The organism is Bordetella bronchialis, assembly GCF_001676705.1.
Lineage (GTDB): Bacteria > Pseudomonadota > Gammaproteobacteria > Burkholderiales > Burkholderiaceae_B > Bordetella_C > Bordetella_C bronchialis.
Window position 1 is genome coordinate 1,236,335 of sequence record NZ_CP016170.1, and the last position, 19,819, is coordinate 1,256,153.

Here is a 19,819-nt window from a genome sequence, read left to right on the forward strand (position 1 = left end):
TCGTTCGCTTATCCCGCCAGGCGTCCGCCGCGCAGGCGCATGCGCGCGCGGCCCGGAGCCAGCGGATGTTTAAGGGCCGCCAGCCGGTCGGCGAGCGGTCCGACGTGCGCATGGCAGATCGCGCAGGCCAGGGCGTCGGCCGAGTCCGGGGCCGGCAGGCCGTCCAGCGCCAACAGGTGGCGCACCATCTCCTGCACCTGTTCCTTGGCCGCGCGGCCCGTGCCTACGACCGACTTCTTGATCTGCAGCGCCGTGTATTCGTGCACCGCCAGGCCGCTGTCGGCCATCGCGCAAAGCGCGGCGCCGCGCGCCTGCCCCAGCAGCAGCGTGGACGCCGGATTGGTATTCAGAAACACGATTTCCAGCGCCGCGACATCCGGCCGCGTGTCGCGCACGATGTCGCGCAGGTTGTCCAGGATGACCTTCAGGCGATCCGCCAGCGCGTTGGCGGGCGGCACGACCACCGTGCCGCTGGCCACGTAGCGCAGGCGGGAGCCTTCGGCGTCGATGACGCCGAAGCCGGTGCGGCGCAGGCCGGGATCGACGCCCAGGATGCGCATCAGTGGCGGAAATGCCGGGTGCCCGTCAGCACCATGGCGATGCCATGTTCGTCGGCCGCCGCGATGACTTCGTCGTCGCGCACGCTGCCGCCGGGCTGGATCACGCAATCGGCGCCCGCCGCGACGACCACGTCCAGGCCGTCGCGGAAGGGGAAGAACGCGTCGGACGCCACGGCCGAGCCGCGCAGCGTCAGCCCCGCGTTTTCGGCCTTGATGGAAGCGATGCGCGCGGAATCGACGCGGCTCATCTGGCCGGCGCCCACGCCCAGCGTCATGCCGTCGGCGCAGAACACGATGGCGTTGGACTTGACGTACTTGGCGACCTTCCAGGCGAACAGCATGTCGTGCATCTGCTGTTCCGTGGGCTGCTTGCGCGTCACGACCTTCAGCGCATCGGTCGCCACGGCCAGGGCGTCCGGCGTCTGCACCAGCCAGCCTCCGCCCACGCGCTTGACGTCGAAGGCGTTGTGGCCGGCGCCCGTGGGCACTTCCAGCACGCGCACGTTCTTCTTCTTGGCCAGCAGCGCCAGCGCGGCGCCGTCATAGGCGGGCGCCAGCAGGACCTCCAGGAATTGTTCGCTGACGGCCTCCGCCATGGCGGCGTCCACCGGGCGGTTGAAGGCGATGATGCCGCCGAAGGCCGAGGTGGGATCGGTCTTGAAGGCCTTGCGGTAGGCCTCCAGCGCATGCTCGGCCACGGCGACGCCGCAGGGATTGGCATGCTTCACGATGACGCAGGCCGCGCTGTCGAAGGTGCGCACGCACTCCCAGGCCGCGTCGGCGTCGGCGATGTTGTTGTACGACAGCTCTTTGCCCTGCAACTGGCGATAGTTGCCCAGCACGCCGGCGGGACGCTGCGGATCGACGTAAAACGCCGCCGACTGGTGCGGGTTTTCGCCGTAGCGCAAGGCCTGCTGCTGGCGGATCTGGATGGTCAGCGTCTCGGGCCAGGGATGGCGCGACGGCGCGGCGTCCTGGGCGGGCGCGGTGTCGGCCAGGCTGCTCAGGTAGGCGGCGATGGCGCCGTCATACGCGGCGGTGTGCGCGTACACCTTGGTGGCCAGCGCCAGGCGCAAGGCGTACGAGGTCGTGCCGCTGGCGTCGATCTCGGCCAGCACGCGGGTGTAGTCGGCCGGGTCGATCACGACCGTCACGCCGCCGGCCTCGGTGCCGTGGTTCTTGGCGGCCGCGCGCAGCATCGCCGGGCCGCCGATGTCGATGTTCTCGACCGCGTCCGCGAAGGTGCAGCCTTCGCGGGCCACGGTCTCGCGGAAGGGATACAGGTTGACGACCAGCATGTCGATGCGGTCGATGCCCTGGTCGCGCAGCGTCGCCATGTGGGCGTCGCTGTCGCGGCGCGCCAGCAGGCCGCCGTGGATCTTGGGATGCAAGGTCTTGACGCGGCCGTCCAGGATTTCGGGCGAGCCGGTATGCGCGGCCACTTCGGTCACCTGCAGGCCGGATTCGGCCAGCAGCTTGGCGGTGCCGCCGGTGGACAGCAGGCGCACGCCGCGCGCCGCCAGCGAGCGCGCGAATTCAACAATACCGGTCTTGTCGGAGACCGAGAGCAGGGCGGTTTCGATTTTCATGATAAGGGTCGGGAAAGCGCAAGCGGGTCGCGGGCGATGAAGAGGAATCAAACCTGGATGTTGTGCGCGAGCAGCTTCTTGCGCAAGGTATTGCGCGTGATGCCCAGCATTTCGGAAGCGCGCGACTGATTGCCGCCGGCCCGTTCCATCGCCATCTCGAGGACCGGCCGTTCAACGCAGCGCATCACCATTTCCCACATGTCGTGGGGCTCGGCGTCGCCCAGGTCCTCGAAATAGCGCTCCAGGCTGGCGCGCACGCATTCTTCCAAACCATCTTTTTTACTCATGTTGAGGCACAACTATTTTTGTTTATGTGACTGGCGCTCAGGCTGCCAGCAGGGTTTGCGCGCGGTCGGCCTGCCCAGGCCGGCCGTCGCGCGGGAAATGGTCGAACCAGGCACCGACGGCGCGCGCCTGCGCGGCGGTCTCGTCGATGCGATTCATTTCGGCACGGAATGCCTCGGCGCCGGGCAGCCCGTCGACATACCAGCCGATGTGCTTGCGCGCCGTCCGCACGCCGGTGTGTTCGCCGTAGAAGCGGTAGTGGTCGTCCAGGTGCTCGAGCAGCAGGTCGCGCATTTCGCCGTAGGTCGGCGCGTCGAGCCGGACGCCGGTGCGCAGGTAGTGGTCGATTTCCCGGAATATCCACGGGCGGCCCTGGGCGGCCCGACCGATCATCACGGCATCGGCGCCAGTGTAGTCCAGGACGAAGCGCGCCTTTTCGGGGCTGTCGATATCGCCGTTGGCCACGACCGGGATGCGGATGGCGGCCTTGACGGCGCGGATGGTGTCGTATTCGGCCTGGCCGGTGTACAGATCGGCGCGCGTGCGCCCGTGCAGGGTCAGGGCGGCGATGCCGGCGTCTTCGGCCATTCGCGCGATGCGCAGGGCGTTGCGGTTTTCGCGGTCCCAGCCGGTGCGGGTCTTCAGCGTGACCGGCACGCCCAGCGGCGTGCAGGCGGCGACCACCGCGTCCAGGATGCGCGCCACCAGGTCTTCATGGCGCAGCAGCGCCGAGCCGGATGCCACATTGCATACCTTCTTGACCGGGCAGCCCATGTTGATGTCGATGATGCGCGCGCCTTTCGCGGCATTGAAGACCGCCGCCTCCGCCATCATGGCCGGATCGGCGCCCGCGATCTGCACCGCGACCGGCGCGATTTCGCCGTCGTGGTTCAGGCGCCGCGACGTCTTGACGCTGTCCCACAGGCGCGGGTTGCTGGCCGCCATTTCGGACACCGCGTATCCCGCCCCCAGCCGTTTGCACAATTGGCGGAAAGGCCGGTCGGTCACGCCCGCCATGGGCGCGACCAGTACGTTGTTGGGTAGGTTCCATGGGCCGATCTGCATCCGCGGATTTTACCCGGGCCCGATACGGCCCGGATTACGCCGTCCCGGCGGTGGCCGCGCGCATGCCGGCGCGCCCCCGGGAAAGCGGGTGGAGACTAGGACTTAGGCCGCCGACTTTTTCATGCGCACGATGCCCGCCCATGGCTGTACGCCGTCCCTCCGGCATGGGGCGCCAGCGCGAGGGCGCGCCATCGTTTCATCAGGCTTGGCCGCCGCGCGAACCATCGCCCGGTTCGCCGGCCTTCCAGCAAGCCATCAGGCACGCCAACCCTGCAACAGATGCCGGGCCAGCGGCGCGCGCAGCGGCGCGGCCAGATCCAGGGCCAGCAGCGCCAGGCCGCAGGCATGTTCCACGGGCGCCAGTCCGGTGGTGAAGACGCGTGGCAGCAGATCGGTCAGTGCGGTGGTCAGCCAGCGGTCGCCGCGGCGGGCGCCCGCGAAGGCGTCCAGTGCCGCGGCCGGATCGCGCGCGGGATCGCGCAGCCAGGGCGCCAGCGATTGCGCCAGGGCGGCGGCATCGCGCAGTCCCAGGTTCAGTCCCTGGCCGGCGACCGGGTGCAGGGTCTGCGCGGCGTTGCCGATGGCGACCACGCGGCCGTCCACCTGCGTGCGGCGCATGCTCAGGAACAGCGACGACACATGGCGCGGGGCGATGCAGGCCAGCGGGCCCAGGCGATCGCCGAAGGCGGCGCCGAGGGCCTGCGAGAACGCCGCCGCATCCAGGGCCGCCAGGCCGGCCGCGCGGGCGGGCGCGCAACACCACACCACCGCATAGCAATCGTTTCCCGCCGGGTGGGGCAACAGGGCGAGCGGACCTTCGCGGGTAAAGCGCTCGAAGGCCCAGCCGGCGCGCGGGCGGGCGGCGCGTACGGCCGTCAGCACCGCATCCTGGCCATATTCCCGGCGCAATTGGCCGGTGGCGGCGCCGTCGGAGACGACCGCCACGGCGCAGCGGATTTCCTGTCCGTCCTGGGCCCGCACGATGACGTCCGCGCCTTCGCGCCCGGCCACGCGCGCCCCATGCGCGTGCACCACGGTGACGCCGGAGCGCGCCACGGCTTGCGCCAACGCGTCGCGCACGGCGGGATAGGGCGCCACGCCGCCCAGTTGCGGCACCTGGAAGTCCGTGTCGCGGATCACTGTACGCCCCAGGCGGCCGCGCTGGGAAACGTGGATGGTATGGATGGGCGCCGCGCCCGGCGGCCGGGCGTCCAGGGTCTCCAGCAATACGAGGCTGCCGTGATTCAGGGCCAGTACCCGGGCGTCCGGGTCGCCTTGCGCGGATGTGCCCGGCCGTGGCGGCGCCGTCGTGGACGCCGACGGCGACCGCGGGGGTGAGGCGCCCTGGACCAGGACGATGCGCGATGCATCGTCCACCACGCGCGCCAGCATCAGCGCCAGGGCCTGTCCCACCGGGCCGGCGCCCAGTATGGCCACGAGGGGATACGCGGGAAAATTCATGCCGGAATTCTAGCCCGCGCGCCGCCGCCCGCCGCGGCGCCGGCCTATGCGTATGCGCCGGGCCGCCGCGATCCGCTTACAATCCCCACGCCTTCTTTCCGCGTGGGATCCGCCATGGCCGAAGCCTCTTCCGTTTTGCAGCCGACGCGCCGCGCGCCGCGCACCAAGGTGCGGGCCGGCCTGCTGGCCTTGTTCTTCGGCTGGATGGGCGCCCACTGGTGGTATCTGGGCCGGCGCGGCGCCATCTGGCTGACCCTGTATGCCATCGCATGCCTGGCCGCGACGCGTTTGTTCCCCGTCTGGTACGACAACCCGGCCTTCTTCCTGCTCTTCATCCCCATGGTCGAAGGTTTCATCGAGAGCGCGGTGCTGTGCCTGCGCGCCGATGAAAAATTCGACCGCGCCTACAACCCCGGCCTGGCGACCCCGTCGCGTACCGGCTGGGGACCGGTGCTGGTCGCCCTGGGCGCCTTGCTGATCGGCTCGGTCTGCGGCATGTTCGCCATCGCCATGGTGGTCGTGTACGTGTGGCAATCCATGGGGTGGCTGGAAGGCTACGTGCTGTGATCGCCGGCGGGCCTATTCCCGCATGAGCGCTTCGATCTCGCGCGCGTCGACCGGTACGCCGCGCGTGATCAGCTCGCAGCCTTCGTCGGTGACCAGCGCGTCGTCCTCGGTGCGGATGCCGATATTCCAGAATGCTTCCGGCACATCGTCCGCCGGCCTCACGTAGATGCCCGGCTCTATGGTCAGCAGCATGCCTTTTTCCAGCACGCGCCAGGGACGCTCCGCGCCCGCCGGCGCGTCCGCCATGCGGTAGTCCCCCACGTCATGCACGTCCAGGCCCAGCCAGTGGCCGGTGCGGTGCATATAGAAACGGTTGTAGGCCTTGGATTCCAGCACGCCGTCCAGCGAACCCCGCAGCAGGCCGGCATCGATCATGCCTTGCGCCAGGACGCGCAGCGCCGCCTCGTGGCCGTCGTTCCAGGTCAGGCCCGGCCGGGTCGCCGCGCTGGCCGCTTCCTGCGCCGCCACCGTCAGGTCGTACAGGAGCCGCTGGGGGCCGCTGTAGCGGCCGTTGGCCGGAAAGGTGCGCGTGATGTCGGCGGCGTAGCCGTCCACTTCGCAGCCGGCGTCGACCAGCACCAGATGGCCGTCCTCCAGCACCGCGTCGGCGGCCGGATAGTGCAGGATGCAGGCGTTCGGTCCGGTGGCCACGATGGTGTTGTAGGCCACCGATTGGGCGCCATGCCGGCGGAACTCGTACAGCAGTTCGGCTTCGATCTCGTACTCGCGCATGCCGGGACGCGCGTGCCGCATGGCGCGCGCATGGGCGCCCGCCGAAATCCGCGCGGCGCGCCGCATGGTGGCGATTTCCGTCGGATCCTTCACCAGGCGCATCTCCGCGATGAGAGGCAGGGGATCCTGCTGCCGGCTTGGGGGCTGCTGGCCCGTGCGCGCGTGGCGCCGCGCGGCCTCGATGGCGCGGCGCACGCATTCGTCGATGCGGCTGTCGCGCAGCAGGGAAGCGAACAGCGTGCGCTGGCCCAGCAGCATGCCGGGCAGCAGCTCGTCCAGCCGCGATACGGGGTAGGCTTCGTCGAAACCGAAGCGCGCGGCGGCGGCGTCCGGGCCGAAGCTGCGGCCTTCCCACAGTTCGCGTTCCTCATCCTTGTCGCGGCAGAACAGCACCGCGCGGTCCGTGTCGCCGGCGGTCAGCACCAGCCAGGCCTCGGGCTCCGGGAAGCCGGTCAGGTAGAGAAAGTCGCTGTCCTGGCGGTAGGGGTATTCCGCGTCGCGGTTGCGCACGGCCGGCCGGGCCGCGGGCAGCAGCGCAATGCCGCCGCCGGCGGCGCGCATGGTGTCCTGCAGGCGCCGGCGGCGGGCGGCGTGGGGGGCGAAGTCGTCGGGTGGCAGGCTCATGGCGGATCCGGACTGTGGTGGATGGGCTACTTTACCCGCAGCCGGGCCCGCGGGAGCGTACAGCATCCTTGACCTGCTGCTACAATCCGCACCGTTGTCATTGGGGAGTAGCCATCCTTGCCCCAAGGAGTTTGCGTCAACACACTTGGCGGTCCGCGGACCCCATGGCGCAAACGGCCTTCGCCACGGCCGCGCTTGCCGCGCGCCGGGCGAATCCGCCAGGCGAGACCTTTGGCCACGACGCGCTAACCCAGCCGGGCGAGCCGTGTCGTCGCGCCATCGGTATCCGCTCGTCCGGCTGCGTCATCATGATTTCCACTATCGCGCTGTTCATCGCCTCTGCGGCGGTGATCTATTTCGCCTGCGAATATTTCGTCAATGGGGTCGAATGGGTCGGGCACCGGCTGGAATTGGGCGCGACGGCGGTGGGCACGGTGCTGGCCGCCTTCGGCACCGCCTTGCCCGAAAGCGCCGTCACCTTCATGGCCGTGGTGTTCGGCACCACGCCGGATCAGAAGGACATCGGTGTCGGCGCCGCCATGGGCGGCCCGCTGGTGCTGTCGACGCTGGCGTACGCGGTGGTGGGCCTGGCGCTGCTGCGGCTGCAGAAGCGGCGCGCCGGCGCCGCGGACGATTCCTGTATCCGGGCCGACCAGCAGCGGCTGGCGCGCGACCAGGGCTGGTTCATGGCCATCTTCGCGTTCAAGGTCGGCCTGGGCCTGCTGGCATTCGCCTGGAAACCCTGGCTGGGCATCCTCTTCCTGGCGGCATATGCGCTGTACGTAAAACGTGAACTGTCGGCGGAGGAAACCTGTTCCGAAGCCGACATCCTTGAGCCGCTGAAGTTCCGGCCGCGCGACGCGGAGCCCTCCATGGCGTGGGCCTGTCTGCAGACCGTGGCCGCGCTGGTGGTGATCGCCATCGCCTCGCGCGTGTTCGTGCTGCAGATCGAAGTCCTGGGCCAGCTCATGGGCGCCACGCCGCATGTGGCGGCCCTGCTGCTGGCGCCGGTCGCCACCGAGCTGCCCGAAATCATGAACGCCATCATCTGGGTCAGGCAGGGCAAGGAAAGGCTGGCCCTGGCGAATATCTCCGGCGCGATGATGATCCAGGCCACCATCCCCAGCGCCATGGGCATATTCCTGACGCCCTGGCTCCTGGATGGCACGCTGATCGCCGCCGGCCTGTTCACCATGCTTTCCATCGGCGTGCTGTGGCTGCGCTTCCGCCAGCAGACCATGAGCCTGGGCACGCTGTCCGCCGTGGGGGCCCTGTATGCGTTGTTCGCCGGGTACATCGGCTGGCATTTCTACGTGTGAGGGCCGGGCGGGATTGAGCCCCCGGGTAAACCCGATTACAATAACGGCTTCGAATCCCCCAGGAGTTGCTACGTGAATACAGATTCCGGCGACAGTAGTAGTCGACCTAGTGTCGGCGTCGCTGCCTGACAGGGTTCACGCAGATTCAACTCTGCCGCACCCTGTTCCGCAGGGTGCGGTTGTCCAGCAAGTTCCAGCGTCCCGTCCGCCTCTTGGGCGGGTTCCAGGATGATCCTCCGGCCTGTCCATACAGGCCGGGCCATTCCGGAAACGCGCATGGCGCTGACCTTCCGTATCTCCCGTTACGCGTTTCGTCGTATGCCCAGGCCGGTCCAGGGCTCTTCGCGAGTCTTGCGCCACGCTGCCGGCAGCGCGAGCACGGGTCGCCTTTGCGCGCAGCATAGTCGTTCGAATCGTCCGCTTGCTTGCCGCCGATGGCCTTGCGCGGGTGTCCCGCGCGCAGGCATCGATGGCCGGGCGACGCGTATCCACGCGGTACTCGCTTTTGAAGGAGGCCACTATGCGTGTTTTCGATTTGTTCCTCCGCCGCGCGGGTGTCGGCCGTGCCGCCATGCCCGATCGCCGCGATGCCAGTTCGCGATTGACCGTGGTCTGTCCGCGCGATGCATTGGGCGCGGTGCGCAAACACATCGTGTCCGACTTCAAGGCCGCGGGGCTCACTGTCTCGCAAATGCAAGTGGAGCAGGGCCGCGATCGGCAGCTCGCTTCGGCCTGCATCACCGTTAAATGCCCGGCTGAAATGAGAACGATACTTATGTCGCAAGCGCGCCAATTACAGGCGCATCCAAGCATCAAGCACGTACACTTCGGTGACCTCCGCCACGCCCTGTCCTGAACGAGACGGCGCGCGGTGCCGGGGATGGACCGAAGGACTGCGTGCACATGAAGCGAACTTTCTTTTCCGCCGCGCTGCTCAGCGCGGCGTTCTTTTACCCGGCCGCCGCTTCGGCGGATGACGACGATGCCCCGGGCACCCGTGTCACCCTGTATGGGCTGATAGACCTGGGCCTGGCCACGCAACATACGTCCGGCCAGGGCACGCGCAACAGCATGATCAGCGGCGGGCAGACCGACTCGCTTTGGGGCATGCGCGGCAGGGAAGAGCTGGACGGCGGCTGGCATGCCAGCTTCCAATTGGAAACCGGCTTCAATGCCGCGGACGGCCTGGTGGAAGACGACTCCGGTCGCCTGTTCAACTACAACGCCTGGGTGGGGCTGGGACACGCCTCGCTGGGCGAAGTGCGGTTGGGGCGGCAGCCCACCATCGCCAACCAGTTCGCCGGCGACCTGGAACAGGCGGGCTGGAAGGACATGGGCCTGGGCGCCACGTTCAAGGCCTCGGACACCTTCCAGTTCGATAACACGGTCAACTATTTTTCGCCGTCCTTCGGGGGGCTGCAGTTCGGCGTCGGCTACTCCTTCAATGCGGACGATGGCAGCGCCTCGGGATTTCGTACCGCCGACAATAATCGCGCGTACAGCCTGGGCCTGCGCTACGAGGAAGGCCCCCTGCTTGCCGTCGCCACCTGGGACCAGATGCGGCTGGGCGCGACGGACGTCGGCGGGGCGCGTCCGCGCGCGCTGCAGCTGGGCATCTCCTACGATTTCGACGTCGTGAAAATCGCCGTCGCCTGGACGCGCCAGCAGGATGGCTTCGTCGGCCTGGATGGTGCCGATCCGGACGGCCTGGGCCTGGACCTGGGCCCCGCGCCCTTCGTCCACGGCGGGCGGGTGGACGCCTGGTATCTGGGAGCGACGGTGCCCGTGGGGCCCGGCAGCCTGGTCGCGCAGTGGTCCCCCGCCAAGCCATCCTGGTCGTGGGAGGACGGCAGCCGGGCGCGCACGGCACAGGTGGCTACCCTGGGCTACATCTACCCGCTGTCGCGGCGCACCAGCCTGTATTCCTTCGTCGGCTATGCGCGCAACTACACGCTGGACAATCAATTCGATCCCGACAACTCCCACACCACCCGCGTGGCGGTAGGGATCACGCACCAGTTCTAGCGGCGACTACAATGGACGGTCCGCGTGCCGTCATCCCGGCGGCGCGCGTTTCGGGATCGCGTCCTTGCTGCTCGACTGGCTTATTCCCTGGGAATTCTCGCCCACGCTGGTGGCCTTGTTCGTCGCCGGTGGATGGCTGTTCGTGCGCGGCGGCCGCGTGCATCGCGTCTCGGGCGCGCGCAAGGCGCTGTTCTGGGCCGGCATGGTGCTGCTGTACCTTTCCCTGCACACCCGCCTGGACTATTACGCGGAACGGATGTTCTTCATCCACCGCATCCAGCATCTGGTATTGCATCACCTCGGGCCGCTGGTCGTCATGGCGGCTTATCCCGGCTCCGCCATGCGCGCCGGCTTGCCGCTTGCCGTGCGCCGATGGCTGCACCGCTTCCTTGCCACGGGCTCCGGCCGCTTCGCGCAGGCCGTGCTCACGCACAAGATCCTGATCCCCTTCCTGTTCGTGTTCCTGGTCGTGGTATGGCTGCTGCCGACGGTGCAGTTCTATTCCATGCTGGACTGGCGCTTGTACAGGCTGATGAACTGGTCGGTGGTCATCACGGGCTTCCTGTACTGGAACCTGATCCTGGACCGCCGCCCCAGTCCGCCGGCCGCCATGTCTCCGGGCGGACGTGTGATATCGCCGATCCTGACGATGGCGCCGCAAATGGTGGCGGGGGCGTATATCGCTTTGACCCAGCGCGACCTGTATCCCTTGTTCGAATTGTGCGGCCGGGCGATCCCCATGCCGGCCCTGATGGACCAGAGCATAGGCGGTCTGACGATGTGGATTCCCGCGGCGCTGGTGGAATTGGTCGGCCTGCTGGTGGCCTTGGGTACCTTGATGCGTCTTTCCGGGAAGGGGCGCCTGCCCGCGCGCAAGCGGCGCGGGCGTGTCGGCATCAGCGCGCCGCCGGCGGTGCGCTAGGGCCGGCGTGGCCGGCCCCGGCCACGACTTATTCCTTGTCCGGCTCCAGGCCGTGGTACTTGCGTCCCAGGGCCACGGTGGCCTGGAACATGCCGTGCTTGTTGCCGCAGTCGTAGCGCGTGCCTTCGTAGCGATGGGCGAAGACGGCGCGTTCGCGCATGAGCGACGCGATGCCGTCGGTCAGCTGGATTTCGTTGCCCGCGCCCATCTTGGTCGCGCGCAGGTGTTCGAAGATCTCGGGTTCCAGCACATAGCGGCCCACCACGGCCAGCGTCGACGGGGCGTCGTCCGGCTCGGGTTTTTCGACGATGTGCGTGACGCGTTCGGTGCGATCGTCGACCTTGCGGGCGGCGACGATGCCGTACTTCTTGGTTTCGGCGCGCGGCACGTCCTGCACGCCCAGCACGCTGCCGTCGTACTTGATGGCGGTATGGACCAGCTGCTTGAGCACAGGCGTGTCGGCATCGATAAGGTCATCGGCCAGCACGACGACAAAGGGTTCATTGCCGACCGCAGGCTCCGCCGTCAATACCGCGTGCCCCAGGCCCAGTGGGGCCGATTGCCGGATGTAGATGCAATTGACGCCCGGCGGCAGAATCCCGCGCACCATGTTCAGCAGCTCTGTCTTGCCCTTCTTTTCCAGGTCGGATTCCAGTTCCGGCGCGGAATCGAAATGGTCCTCGATCGCCCGCTTGTTGCGGCCGGTGACAAATACGAGATCCGTGATGCCGGCGGCCACCGCTTCTTCCACCGCGTACTGGATCAGCGGCTTGTCCACCACGGGCAGCATTTCCTTGGGCATGGCCTTGGTGGCCGGCAGAAAGCGGGTGCCCATGCCCGCAACGGGAAATACAGCTTTTCTTATGGGTCGCATTGGAACCTCGGTATGATGGAATATCGGTATTGCTTGGGAAGGGAAATTTTTCGCCTGGGTATGATACTCGCATGAAACACCGCACCTCGCGCCTATCGTTCGGCGTAAGCAAGCCGCTCATGCTGTTGCTTTGTGCTTCATTAAGCGCCGCCGCGCCATCGGCCACATGGGCTCAACCGATCGGGCTACCTTCCATGGGCGCAGCTTCCGCGGATCAGTTATCGCCTTACGCGGAACGACAGCTGGGCGATGTCATCATGGCCGAAGGCCGCCGCGATCCTACCTATATCAGCGATCCGGAAATCAACCAGTACCTGACCGCCATGGGCCGCAAGCTGGCCTCGTTTTCGCCGGGCACCGTACCGACGGTCGATCTGTTCGGCGTGCGCGATCCCGAGATCAACGCCTTCGCCATGCCCGGCGGCTATATCGGCGTGAACAGCGGCCTGGTGGTCGCGACCAAGAGCGAATCGGAATTGGCCGCGGTGCTCGCCCACGAAATCGGCCATGTGGTGCAGCGGCACATCGCGCGCGGCATGACGCAGAGCAACCAGACCGGCGCCATCATGCTGGCCTCGGTCGCCGGCGCTTTGCTGGCGGCGCTGGCGGGCGGTGGAGGCAACCTGGCCGCCGGCGTCGCGGCCTTCGGGCAGGCCGCGGCCATCGACCGGCAATTGGGATTTTCGCGCGACGCGGAACGCGAAGCGGATCGCGCCGGCTTCCAGATGCTGACCAGCGCGGGCTACAACCCCAGCGGGATGTCGCATATGTTCGAGCGCCTGATGAATGCCTCGAGGCTGAACGAAGGCATGGGCGGCGGCGCCTGGGCGTCCACCCACCCCCTTTCCATCGACCGCATGTCCGATATCGAGAATCGCGTGCGCAATCTGCCCAAGGGGCATCACGTGGACAGCATCGATTACTGGTACGTGCGCGCCAAGCTGCGCGTCATCCAGGGGCAGGATACGACCGGTTTGCGTACCGCCACCCAACTGTTCCAGGACGAGGCCCGCACGCTGACCGGGGTGCAGCAGTCCGCCGCCTACTATGGCCTGGCGCTGAGCGCGATGCGGCGCGAAGACCTTGCCGCGGCGGAAAGCAATCTGAAGCTCGCGATGGCCAACGGGCAGTCGTCGCCCGAGCTCGACAAGCTGGCGGTCGACCTGGCCAACGCGCAGAAGGATCACGCCCGCGCCTTGTCGCTGGCGGAGGCGGCCTGGAAAGCCTGGCCGGGCCGCTATGCGATCGCCATCGCCTACGTACAGGCATTGCAGCAGGCCGGGCGGGACGCGCAGGCCCAGGCCTTCCTGCGCGAGCGCGTCAAGCAATGGGGCCAGGACGAACCCCAGTTCTACCAATTGCTCGCGCAAAGCGAAGAACGAACCGGCGACCGCGTGCAGGCGCGCCGCGACATGGCCACGTACTACACGGCGATAGGCGCCTTGCCGGCGGCCGAGGCGCAACTGCGCCAGGCACGGGAGATGTCGCGCGATTTTTATGTCTCGTCGCAGATCGACGTGCAGATCAAGGAAGTCAGGGACAAGCTGGACGAACAGCGCCAGCTGCTGCAGCGCTTCAAGAGCTGACCGGCCTTCAGTTGCCCGTTTCGAAGAACCGCCCCAGGCGCTGGGGCAGCCAGCCCAGGTGGGCGGGGAAGGGGCCGGTGGGAAAACCTGCGTGGCCGCCGTTGGCGGGCTGGTGCAGCAGCACGTGGGGCGAGCAATCGGCCGGGCCGGGCAGCGCGGGCTCAGGCAGGAAAGGATCGTTGCGCGCGTTCAGCACCAGCGTGGGTAATTGGATAGAAGCCAGCCAAGGCTTGCTGGACGCGCGCGTCCAGTAGTCCAGGGCGTTGCGGAATCCGTGCATGGGCGCGGTATAGGCGTCATCGAAATCGCGCAGGTTGCGCGCGTGCGCGATGCGCATCACGTCGATGGCACCGGGGAAGCGGCGGGCCTTTTCCAGGACCTTGTGCTTCATGGTGCGCAGGAAATACGGGCTATAGATATGGCGGTTGATGAAGCCGCGGCACAGGCTGTTGCCACCCGCCACCAGGTCCACCGGCACGGAAATGCCGGCGGCGGCGGCCAGCCAGTCCACGGCCTGCTGCTGTTCGCCCAGGTACTTCAGCAGGGCGTTGCCGCCCAGCGATACGCCGACGGCATGCCAGCGCGCATGCGGCACGCGGGCGCGCGCGCTGGCCAGCATGAAGCCTACTTCGTCGGAGTCGCCGGAGTAATAGGCCCGCGCCAGGCGGTTGGGCGTACCGGAGCAGCCGCGGAAATGCGCGACGGCGACGATCCATCCGCGGGCGCGGAAATGGTGCGCGATGGCCTGCGCATAGCGGCTCAGGCTGCCGCCTTCCAGGCCGTGGAAAAGCACCAGTGCCGGCGTCCCGGGCGACTGCGGCAGGGACGCCCAATCGGCCTCGGTGATCCAGCGCGCGGCCGCCGTCTTCGCCGTGACCACCGGCGGCGGTTCGGGCGGCAGGCCGTCGGCGGATTTGTGCGGAAACAGCCCGGGCCCGGTCCAGTCGATGTCGATGAAGTCGCCATCGGGCGTGTCCACGCGTTCGCGCACGAAGGCGATGCGGTGGTACTGGGCCAGCGTGGCGGCGTAGAGCGTCTGGCTGTGCCCGTCGGGCAGCCAGGCAGGCACGGGGCAGGGAGTGGTGTCCAGGCGAGCGGAGGCCAAAAGCTGTCACCCGCCCTTAGTGCAGCATGTCGGGGACGTCGTGCAGGTCCAGCAGGCCGGCTTCGGCCGGCGCCGCGGAGGCATGGTGCATGACCATGCGCCAGCCGGTCGGCCCCTTATGGTAGATATTCGTCGCGTAGCAGCTGACGTAGTCCTTGCCGCCGCCCGCGGCGCCGACGTGTTCCACCAGGATGTGCACCGCGCTGCCCATGCTTTGCATGATCAGCGGCCGCATGGGACGCACGTGCAGCGGGCCGGCGGCCAGGATGGCCTGCCAGGATTCCTCCACGGCCTTCTGGCCGACGATGCGCAGGCCGCCCGGGTGGATGCATACGATCTCTTCGTCATCCGCCCAGACCTGCATCAGGCGAGCCAGGTCGGCGTGTTCCAGGGCTTCGTAGAAAGCGTCTTCGGTTTCTTGCGGCGTGGCGAACATGGGCGGCTGGACGATCGGAAAGCGAAGTGAACGGGAAAGGCCGCGAAGGCCCGCGATGGGCGCGGGCCGCGGCCAGGCGGTCAGTGTCCGTGGCCGCTGATCACCGTGCCGGGCTTCAGGCGGTATTCGGCGCCGCAGTACGGACAGCGGGCGGAGCCGGTGTGGGCGACATCCAGGAAGACGCGGGGATGCATGCTCCATAGCGGCGCCTTGGGGCCGGGGCAATATACCGGCAGGTCTTCGGCGCCGACCTCGATGAGTTCATGTTTGGAGGCGGTGGCGGCAGCGGTCATGGTGTTTCCTGAAACAGTGTGTGCATACAGCGCAACGATAGCGGACGAATCGGCAGGCAGGTAAGTAGGGTGATCGGCAGTCCGGGCAGGTGGGCCGGCGGCTTATATCTTGGTCAACCAGCCCTGGTACTTGGCGTTGCGGCCTTGCACCAGATCGAAGAATGCCTTCTGCAGGCGTTCCGTGACCGGGCCGCGGCGGCCTTCGCCGATGCGGCGGTTGTCCACTTCCCGGATGGGGGTGACTTCCGCCGCCGTGCCGGTGAAGAAGGCTTCATCGGCGATATAGACGTCGTCGCGCGTGAGCCGGCGCGTCAGCAGGGGAATGCCGAGGTCGCTGGCCAGCGCGTGGATGGTGGAGCGCGTGATCCCGGTCAGCGCCGAGGCGATTTCCGGCTCGACCAGCACGCCGTCCTTGACCAGGAATATGTTTTCGCCTGCGCCTTCCGCGACGAAGCCTTCGGTGTCCAGCAGCAGGGCTTCGTCATAGCCGTCCTGCAGGGCTTCCGAGTTGGCGATGATGGAGTTGGCGTAGGTGGTGGCCACCTTGGCGCGCGGCATGGTGACGTTGACGTGCTGGCGCGCGTACGAGGAGACCTTCACGCGGATGCCCTGGGCCAGGGCTTCTTCGCCCAGGTAGGCGCCCCAGGGCCAGGCCGCGATGGCCACATGGACCTTGGCGCCCTTGGGAGAGACGCCCATTTTTTCCGAGCCGTAGAACACCAGCGGACGCAGGTAGCAGGATTCCAGCCCATTGGCGCGCACGACTTCGCATTGCGCGGCTTCCAGCGTTTCGGCGTCGTAGGGAATCGGGATCTGGTAGATGTGGGCGGAGTTGAACAGCCGCTTGGTGTGGTCCTTGAGGCGGAAGATCGCGGTGCCCTTGTCCGTCTTGTAGGCCCGGAGGCCTTCGAACACGGACAGGCCGTAGTGCAGCGAATGGGTCAGGACGTGCGTGGTGGCATCGCGCCAGGGAACCAGTTTGCCGTCATACCAGATGAATCCGTCGCGGTCGGCCATCGACATGTTCGTTCTCCTTGAGTGGGCCGTATTGTATCAAGCGGCGGGCTACAATATGCCCCATTGCGGTGCGCGCCAGCCTGTCCGTGCGCCATTTTGGTCCGGCCGGCCGGACGCTTCCATCCCCACTATCAGGTCCATCGTTGTCGTCCGAACCGGCAGTCTCCGATCAGGATAGCCTTGCGATCCGGCAAGCGCGCTGGGACGCCGCCCGCCAGGGCATGCGCGCCGTCGCTCCGACGCTGATCGCCACGGCGGCGTGGGGACTGGTCACGGGTGTGGCCATGGTCAAGTCGGGCCTGGCCGAATCCATGGCGCTGCTGATGTCGCTGACGCTGTATGCCGGCTCGGCGCAGCTTACCTCCCTGCCGCTCATTGCCTCCGGCGCGCCGCTGTGGCTTATCTTCGCCGCGGGTTTCATCGTCAACCTGCGCTTTCTCGTCTTCGGCGCCGCCCTGCATCCGTTTTTCCGCCACTTGCCATGGCCGCGCCGGCTGGCGCTGGGTTACTTCACCACCGACATGGGCTTCGTCCTGTTCATCCCGCGCTTCGGCGACGCGCGCGTGCGCGGCACGCGGGAGCAGCTGTGGTTCTTCATCGGCGTGATCGCTCCCGGGTGGTTCGTCTGGCAAGGGACCTCCATCGCCGGCATATACCTGGGCGCCCTGGTCCCGGCGGGCTGGTCGCTGGACTTCGCCGCGGTGCTGGCCCTGCTGGCCATCGTGGTGCCGCTGGCCACGACCCGGCCCATGCTGGCCGCCATCGCGGCCGCGGCGCTGACCGGCTGGATCGGCCAGGTCTTCCCCTTGCGGCTGGGCCTGGCCGCGGCCGTCTTCGCCGGGGTGGCGGCCGGCATGCTGGCGGAACGCTACGCGCGGGGCCGGGCATGAATCTCGATCTGGCTTCCGAGGACGCCTATGTCTATGCCGCCATCGGCTTGCTGACGCTGTGCAGCCTGGTCACCCGGGCCGGCTACCAGTTGCTGGGCGATTACCTGCCCCTGTCCGAGAACGTGCGCCGCGCGTTGCGCTATGCGCCGGCGGCCGCCTTGACGGCCATCATCGTCCCGGACCTGCTGCCCTGGAAGGCCGGTGTCGGGCCGATGCTGGACATGAAGCTGCTGGCCGGCGTCGCGGGCATCCTGGTCTTCCTGCGTACGCGCAGTACCGTGCTGGTTATCGTCGCCGGCATGCTGGTGTTGTGGGGCTTGCGCTGGCTGGCGCCGTGACGCCTGCGGGGGCCTAGTGTCCCCAATAATCGCGGGCCCGGACTGGCGAGGAGTCCTACCTGCGCTAAAATCGAGTTATCCACAGCAATCCGGGCCCGATTCTTTTGCTTTTCTGCATCGCGCGCGGTCCCCGGCATCTGCCTATTCCATGACTGAAACCAATTCTTCCGCAGCAACTTCAACGGATGCGACGACCCTCGCGTTTTCGGACTTCGATCTGCATCCGTTGCTGCTGGCATCCATCACCGAAACGGGTTACACCACCCCCACACCCATCCAGGCCCAGGCCATCCCCGTGGTGATCTCGGGCCGAGATGTCATGGGCGCGGCGCAAACGGGTACCGGCAAGACGGCGGCGTTCACGCTGCCCATCCTGCATCGCCTGATGCCCATGGCGAACACCAGCGCGTCGCCGGCGCGGCATCCCGTGCGCGCCCTGATCCTGACGCCCACGCGCGAGCTGGCCGACCAGGTCTCCGAAAGCGTCAAGCGCTACAGCAAGCGCACGCCGCTGCGGTCGGCCGTGGTGTTCGGCGGCGTGGATATCGGGCCGCAAAAGGAAAGCCTGCGCAACGGTTGCGAAGTGCTCGTGGCGACGCCGGGCCGCTTGCTGGACCATGTGGAGCAAAAGAACGTCAATCTGGGGCAGGTCGGCATCCTGGTCCTGGACGAAGCGGACCGCATGCTGGACATGGGCTTCCTGCCCGACCTGGAGCGCATCATCCGGCTGCTGCCCAGCCAGCGCCAGAACCTGTTGTTCTCGGCGACGTTCAGCAACGAGATCCGCAAGCTCGCGCGTTCGTACCTGAGCCACCCGGTGGAAATCGAAGTCGCCGCGCGCAACGCCACGGCGGACACGGTCACGCAGATCGCCTACGAGATGAGCAGCGAGGCCAAGCGCGCTGCCGTCGTGCATCTGGTGAAGTCGCGCAACCTGAACCAGGTGATCGTGTTTTCGAACACCAAGATCGGCACGGCCCGGCTGGCGCGGCAATTGGAACGCGACGGCATCAAGGCGGAATCCATCCACGGCGATAAAAGCCAGGCCGACCGCATGAAGGCGCTGGACGCCTTCAAGGCCGGCGAACTGGAAGTGCTGGTCGCCACCGACGTCGCCGCGCGCGGCCTGGATGTGGCGGGCGTGCCTTGCGTCATCAATTACGACCTGCCCTACAACGCCGAGGACTACGTGCACCGCATCGGCCGCACGGGCCGCGCGGGTGCCTCGGGAGAGGCCATCGCGCTGTTCACGCCCAGCGAGGAACGCCTGCTGCTGGACATCGAAAAACTGATCAAGCGGCCGGTGCCGCGCGGCCGGCTGGATGTGCCGGCGGAACTCGTCGCGCGCAGCCGCGGCCATGGCGACGAGGTCCGCGGCGGCCGCGAACGCCGCGAATCGCGCGGCCGGCCCGGCGAACGCCGCTATGGCGACTCGTCGAACCGCCAGGCGCCGGTGGACGATTTCTTTCTCAAGCCCTACGTGCCCAGCAACCCGGCGCCGGAATCGGCCGCCGGGGAATCGGCCCCCGGGGAGCCGGCGCCGTCGGAGCGCGCCGGCGCGCCCAAGCGCAAGGTGGCCGTCCTGCTGGGCGGTACGCGCAAGCCTTCCTGATCGCGGGCGCCGGCCCGCCCCACGGGTGGCCGGGGGGCATGCGGAACGTGTCGAAGTCGGATTCCCGATGCCTGTGCGAGGCATCGGCCGGCCTATCCGGCGAGCAGCGCGCGAACGTCCGGCAGGCGGGTAGGCACGGATGCGCTGTCCGGACCGAGCGAGGCCAGCAGGCGTTCCAGGTGGCCGATATGCGGCAGCATGGGGCCGTAGAACACGGTCTTGCCGGCCCGCTGGATCAGCAGGGTCGGGAAGTTTTCCACTTCTTCTTCGCCGAGCAGTTCGGGGTGGTCCTCGATATCGATCCAGGCGAACACGCTGCCGTCGGCCTGCGCGGCCAGGGCTTCGAATTTGGGGCGGTATTCGCGGCAGGTATCGCACCAGGCCGCGCAGAAGCAGGCGACCAGGTCCAGGCCGGGACGTTGAAGCAGGCCACGCAAGGCGGCCGAGTCGTTACCAGGTTCTAGGGCGGGCATATGGGCGGCGGCGTAAGTATTTAACTATCATACCTGCGATGCACAA

General features: G+C 67.7%; 21 protein-coding genes and 1 riboswitch. Of the genes, 9 read left to right on the forward strand and 12 right to left on the reverse strand.

Features of this window, described 5'->3' with window-relative positions; genetic code table 11:
• Positions 1-8: 8 nt before the first annotated feature.
• The 5 genes from ruvC to BAU06_RS05490 form a co-directional block, all read right to left on the reverse strand.
• Positions 9-560 (reverse strand): crossover junction endodeoxyribonuclease RuvC, encoded by a 552-nt coding sequence (ruvC, locus tag BAU06_RS05470; RefSeq protein ID WP_066345310.1) that lies wholly within the window; start codon positions 558-560, stop codon positions 9-11.
• Positions 560-2,149: a bifunctional phosphoribosylaminoimidazolecarboxamide formyltransferase/IMP cyclohydrolase gene (purH, locus tag BAU06_RS05475; RefSeq protein WP_066345311.1), complete on the reverse strand. Its 1,590-nt coding sequence runs from the start codon at positions 2,147-2,149 to the stop codon at positions 560-562. Before purH ends, ruvC begins: the two co-directional genes overlap by 1 nt.
• Positions 2,150-2,196: 47 nt before the next feature.
• Positions 2,197-2,436: a helix-turn-helix domain-containing protein gene (locus BAU06_RS05480; RefSeq protein WP_066345312.1), complete on the reverse strand. Its 240-nt coding sequence runs from the start codon at positions 2,434-2,436 to the stop codon at positions 2,197-2,199.
• A 37-nt stretch (positions 2,437-2,473) separates the two neighbouring features.
• Complete coding sequence (gene dusB, locus BAU06_RS05485; RefSeq protein WP_066345313.1) at positions 2,474-3,499, reverse strand: tRNA dihydrouridine synthase DusB; 1,026 nt, start codon at positions 3,497-3,499, stop codon at positions 2,474-2,476.
• A gap of 255 nt (positions 3,500-3,754) precedes the next feature.
• Positions 3,755-4,960 (reverse strand): FAD-dependent monooxygenase, encoded by a 1,206-nt coding sequence (locus BAU06_RS05490; protein ID WP_066345319.1) that lies wholly within the window; start codon positions 4,958-4,960, stop codon positions 3,755-3,757.
• Between the two features lie 114 nt (positions 4,961-5,074).
• Between BAU06_RS05490 and BAU06_RS05495 the strand changes: the two genes are divergently transcribed.
• The gene (locus tag BAU06_RS05495) at positions 5,075-5,527 is read left to right on the forward strand and encodes a TM2 domain-containing protein (RefSeq protein WP_156770156.1); all 453 of its coding nucleotides are present in this window, start codon (positions 5,075-5,077) and stop codon (positions 5,525-5,527) included.
• A 12-nt stretch (positions 5,528-5,539) separates the two neighbouring features.
• On the opposite strand, the gene BAU06_RS05500 is transcribed toward BAU06_RS05495, so the two are convergent.
• Entirely contained in the window at positions 5,540-6,883 is a 1,344-nt protein-coding gene (locus BAU06_RS05500; RefSeq protein ID WP_066345321.1) for an aminopeptidase P N-terminal domain-containing protein, read from the reverse strand.
• Positions 6,884-6,973: 90 nt separating this feature from the next.
• A riboswitch (yybP-ykoY riboswitch) is annotated at positions 6,974-7,130 on the forward strand.
• 61 nt (positions 7,131-7,191) lie between these two features.
• On the opposite strand from BAU06_RS05500, the gene BAU06_RS05505 reads away from it, so the two are divergent.
• The 4 genes from BAU06_RS05505 (at position 7,192) to BAU06_RS05520 (ending at position 11,149) form a co-directional block, all read left to right on the forward strand.
• Positions 7,192-8,202: a sodium:calcium antiporter gene (locus tag BAU06_RS05505; protein WP_066358139.1), complete on the forward strand. Its 1,011-nt coding sequence runs from the start codon at positions 7,192-7,194 to the stop codon at positions 8,200-8,202.
• A gap of 520 nt (positions 8,203-8,722) precedes the next feature.
• Positions 8,723-9,058 (forward strand): hypothetical protein, encoded by a 336-nt coding sequence (locus BAU06_RS05510; RefSeq protein WP_066358147.1) that lies wholly within the window; start codon positions 8,723-8,725, stop codon positions 9,056-9,058.
• Positions 9,059-9,105: 47 nt separating this feature from the next.
• A complete protein-coding gene (locus BAU06_RS05515) occupies positions 9,106-10,227 on the forward strand; it encodes a porin (RefSeq protein ID WP_066345322.1) in 1,122 nt (373 codons plus the stop codon).
• A 64-nt stretch (positions 10,228-10,291) separates the two neighbouring features.
• Complete coding sequence (locus tag BAU06_RS05520; protein WP_066345324.1) at positions 10,292-11,149, forward strand: cytochrome c oxidase assembly protein; 858 nt, start codon at positions 10,292-10,294, stop codon at positions 11,147-11,149.
• A 28-nt stretch (positions 11,150-11,177) separates the two neighbouring features.
• Here the strand turns inward: BAU06_RS05520 and galU are convergent, their stop codons facing one another.
• On the reverse strand, positions 11,178-12,023 hold the full coding sequence (galU, locus tag BAU06_RS05525; protein WP_066345326.1) for a UTP--glucose-1-phosphate uridylyltransferase GalU: 846 nt from the start codon (positions 12,021-12,023) through the stop codon (positions 11,178-11,180).
• A 119-nt stretch (positions 12,024-12,142) separates the two neighbouring features.
• Between galU and BAU06_RS05530 the strand changes: the two genes are divergently transcribed.
• Positions 12,143-13,609 (forward strand): M48 family metalloprotease, encoded by a 1,467-nt coding sequence (locus tag BAU06_RS05530; RefSeq protein WP_066358153.1) that lies wholly within the window; start codon positions 12,143-12,145, stop codon positions 13,607-13,609.
• Between the two features lie 7 nt (positions 13,610-13,616).
• Here BAU06_RS05530 and BAU06_RS05535 read toward each other — a convergent pair whose 3' ends face one another.
• The 4 genes from BAU06_RS05535 to BAU06_RS05550 form a co-directional block, all read right to left on the reverse strand.
• Complete coding sequence (locus BAU06_RS05535) at positions 13,617-14,714, reverse strand: YheT family hydrolase (protein ID WP_066345327.1); 1,098 nt, start codon at positions 14,712-14,714, stop codon at positions 13,617-13,619.
• Positions 14,715-14,730: 16 nt separating this feature from the next.
• Positions 14,731-15,150, reverse strand: a complete 420-nt coding sequence (locus tag BAU06_RS05540; protein WP_066345328.1) for a YybH family protein — start codon at positions 15,148-15,150, stop codon at positions 14,731-14,733.
• An 80-nt stretch (positions 15,151-15,230) separates the two neighbouring features.
• On the reverse strand, positions 15,231-15,443 hold the full coding sequence (locus BAU06_RS05545; protein ID WP_066345329.1) for a zinc-finger domain-containing protein: 213 nt from the start codon (positions 15,441-15,443) through the stop codon (positions 15,231-15,233).
• A 102-nt stretch (positions 15,444-15,545) separates the two neighbouring features.
• A complete protein-coding gene (locus BAU06_RS05550) occupies positions 15,546-16,466 on the reverse strand; it encodes a branched-chain amino acid transaminase (RefSeq protein ID WP_066345330.1) in 921 nt (306 codons plus the stop codon).
• A 137-nt stretch (positions 16,467-16,603) separates the two neighbouring features.
• Here BAU06_RS05550 and BAU06_RS05555 point away from each other — a divergent pair, with 137 nt between their 5' ends.
• From BAU06_RS05555 to BAU06_RS05565, 3 genes are all read left to right on the forward strand, one after another.
• Positions 16,604-17,350 carry an AzlC family ABC transporter permease gene (locus BAU06_RS05555; RefSeq protein ID WP_066345332.1) on the forward strand — a complete coding sequence of 249 codons (747 nt, stop codon included), beginning with the start codon at positions 16,604-16,606 and terminating at the stop codon, positions 17,348-17,350.
• Positions 17,347-17,688 carry an AzlD domain-containing protein gene (locus tag BAU06_RS05560; protein ID WP_066345334.1) on the forward strand — a complete coding sequence of 114 codons (342 nt, stop codon included), beginning with the start codon at positions 17,347-17,349 and terminating at the stop codon, positions 17,686-17,688. Before BAU06_RS05555 ends, BAU06_RS05560 begins: the two co-directional genes overlap by 4 nt.
• A 148-nt stretch (positions 17,689-17,836) precedes the next feature.
• On the forward strand, positions 17,837-19,300 hold the full coding sequence (locus BAU06_RS05565) for a DEAD/DEAH box helicase (protein ID WP_156770159.1): 1,464 nt from the start codon (positions 17,837-17,839) through the stop codon (positions 19,298-19,300).
• A gap of 92 nt (positions 19,301-19,392) precedes the next feature.
• On the opposite strand, the gene BAU06_RS05570 is transcribed toward BAU06_RS05565, so the two are convergent.
• On the reverse strand, positions 19,393-19,773 hold the full coding sequence (locus BAU06_RS05570; RefSeq protein ID WP_066345340.1) for a thioredoxin family protein: 381 nt from the start codon (positions 19,771-19,773) through the stop codon (positions 19,393-19,395).
• Positions 19,774-19,819 lie beyond the last annotated feature (46 nt).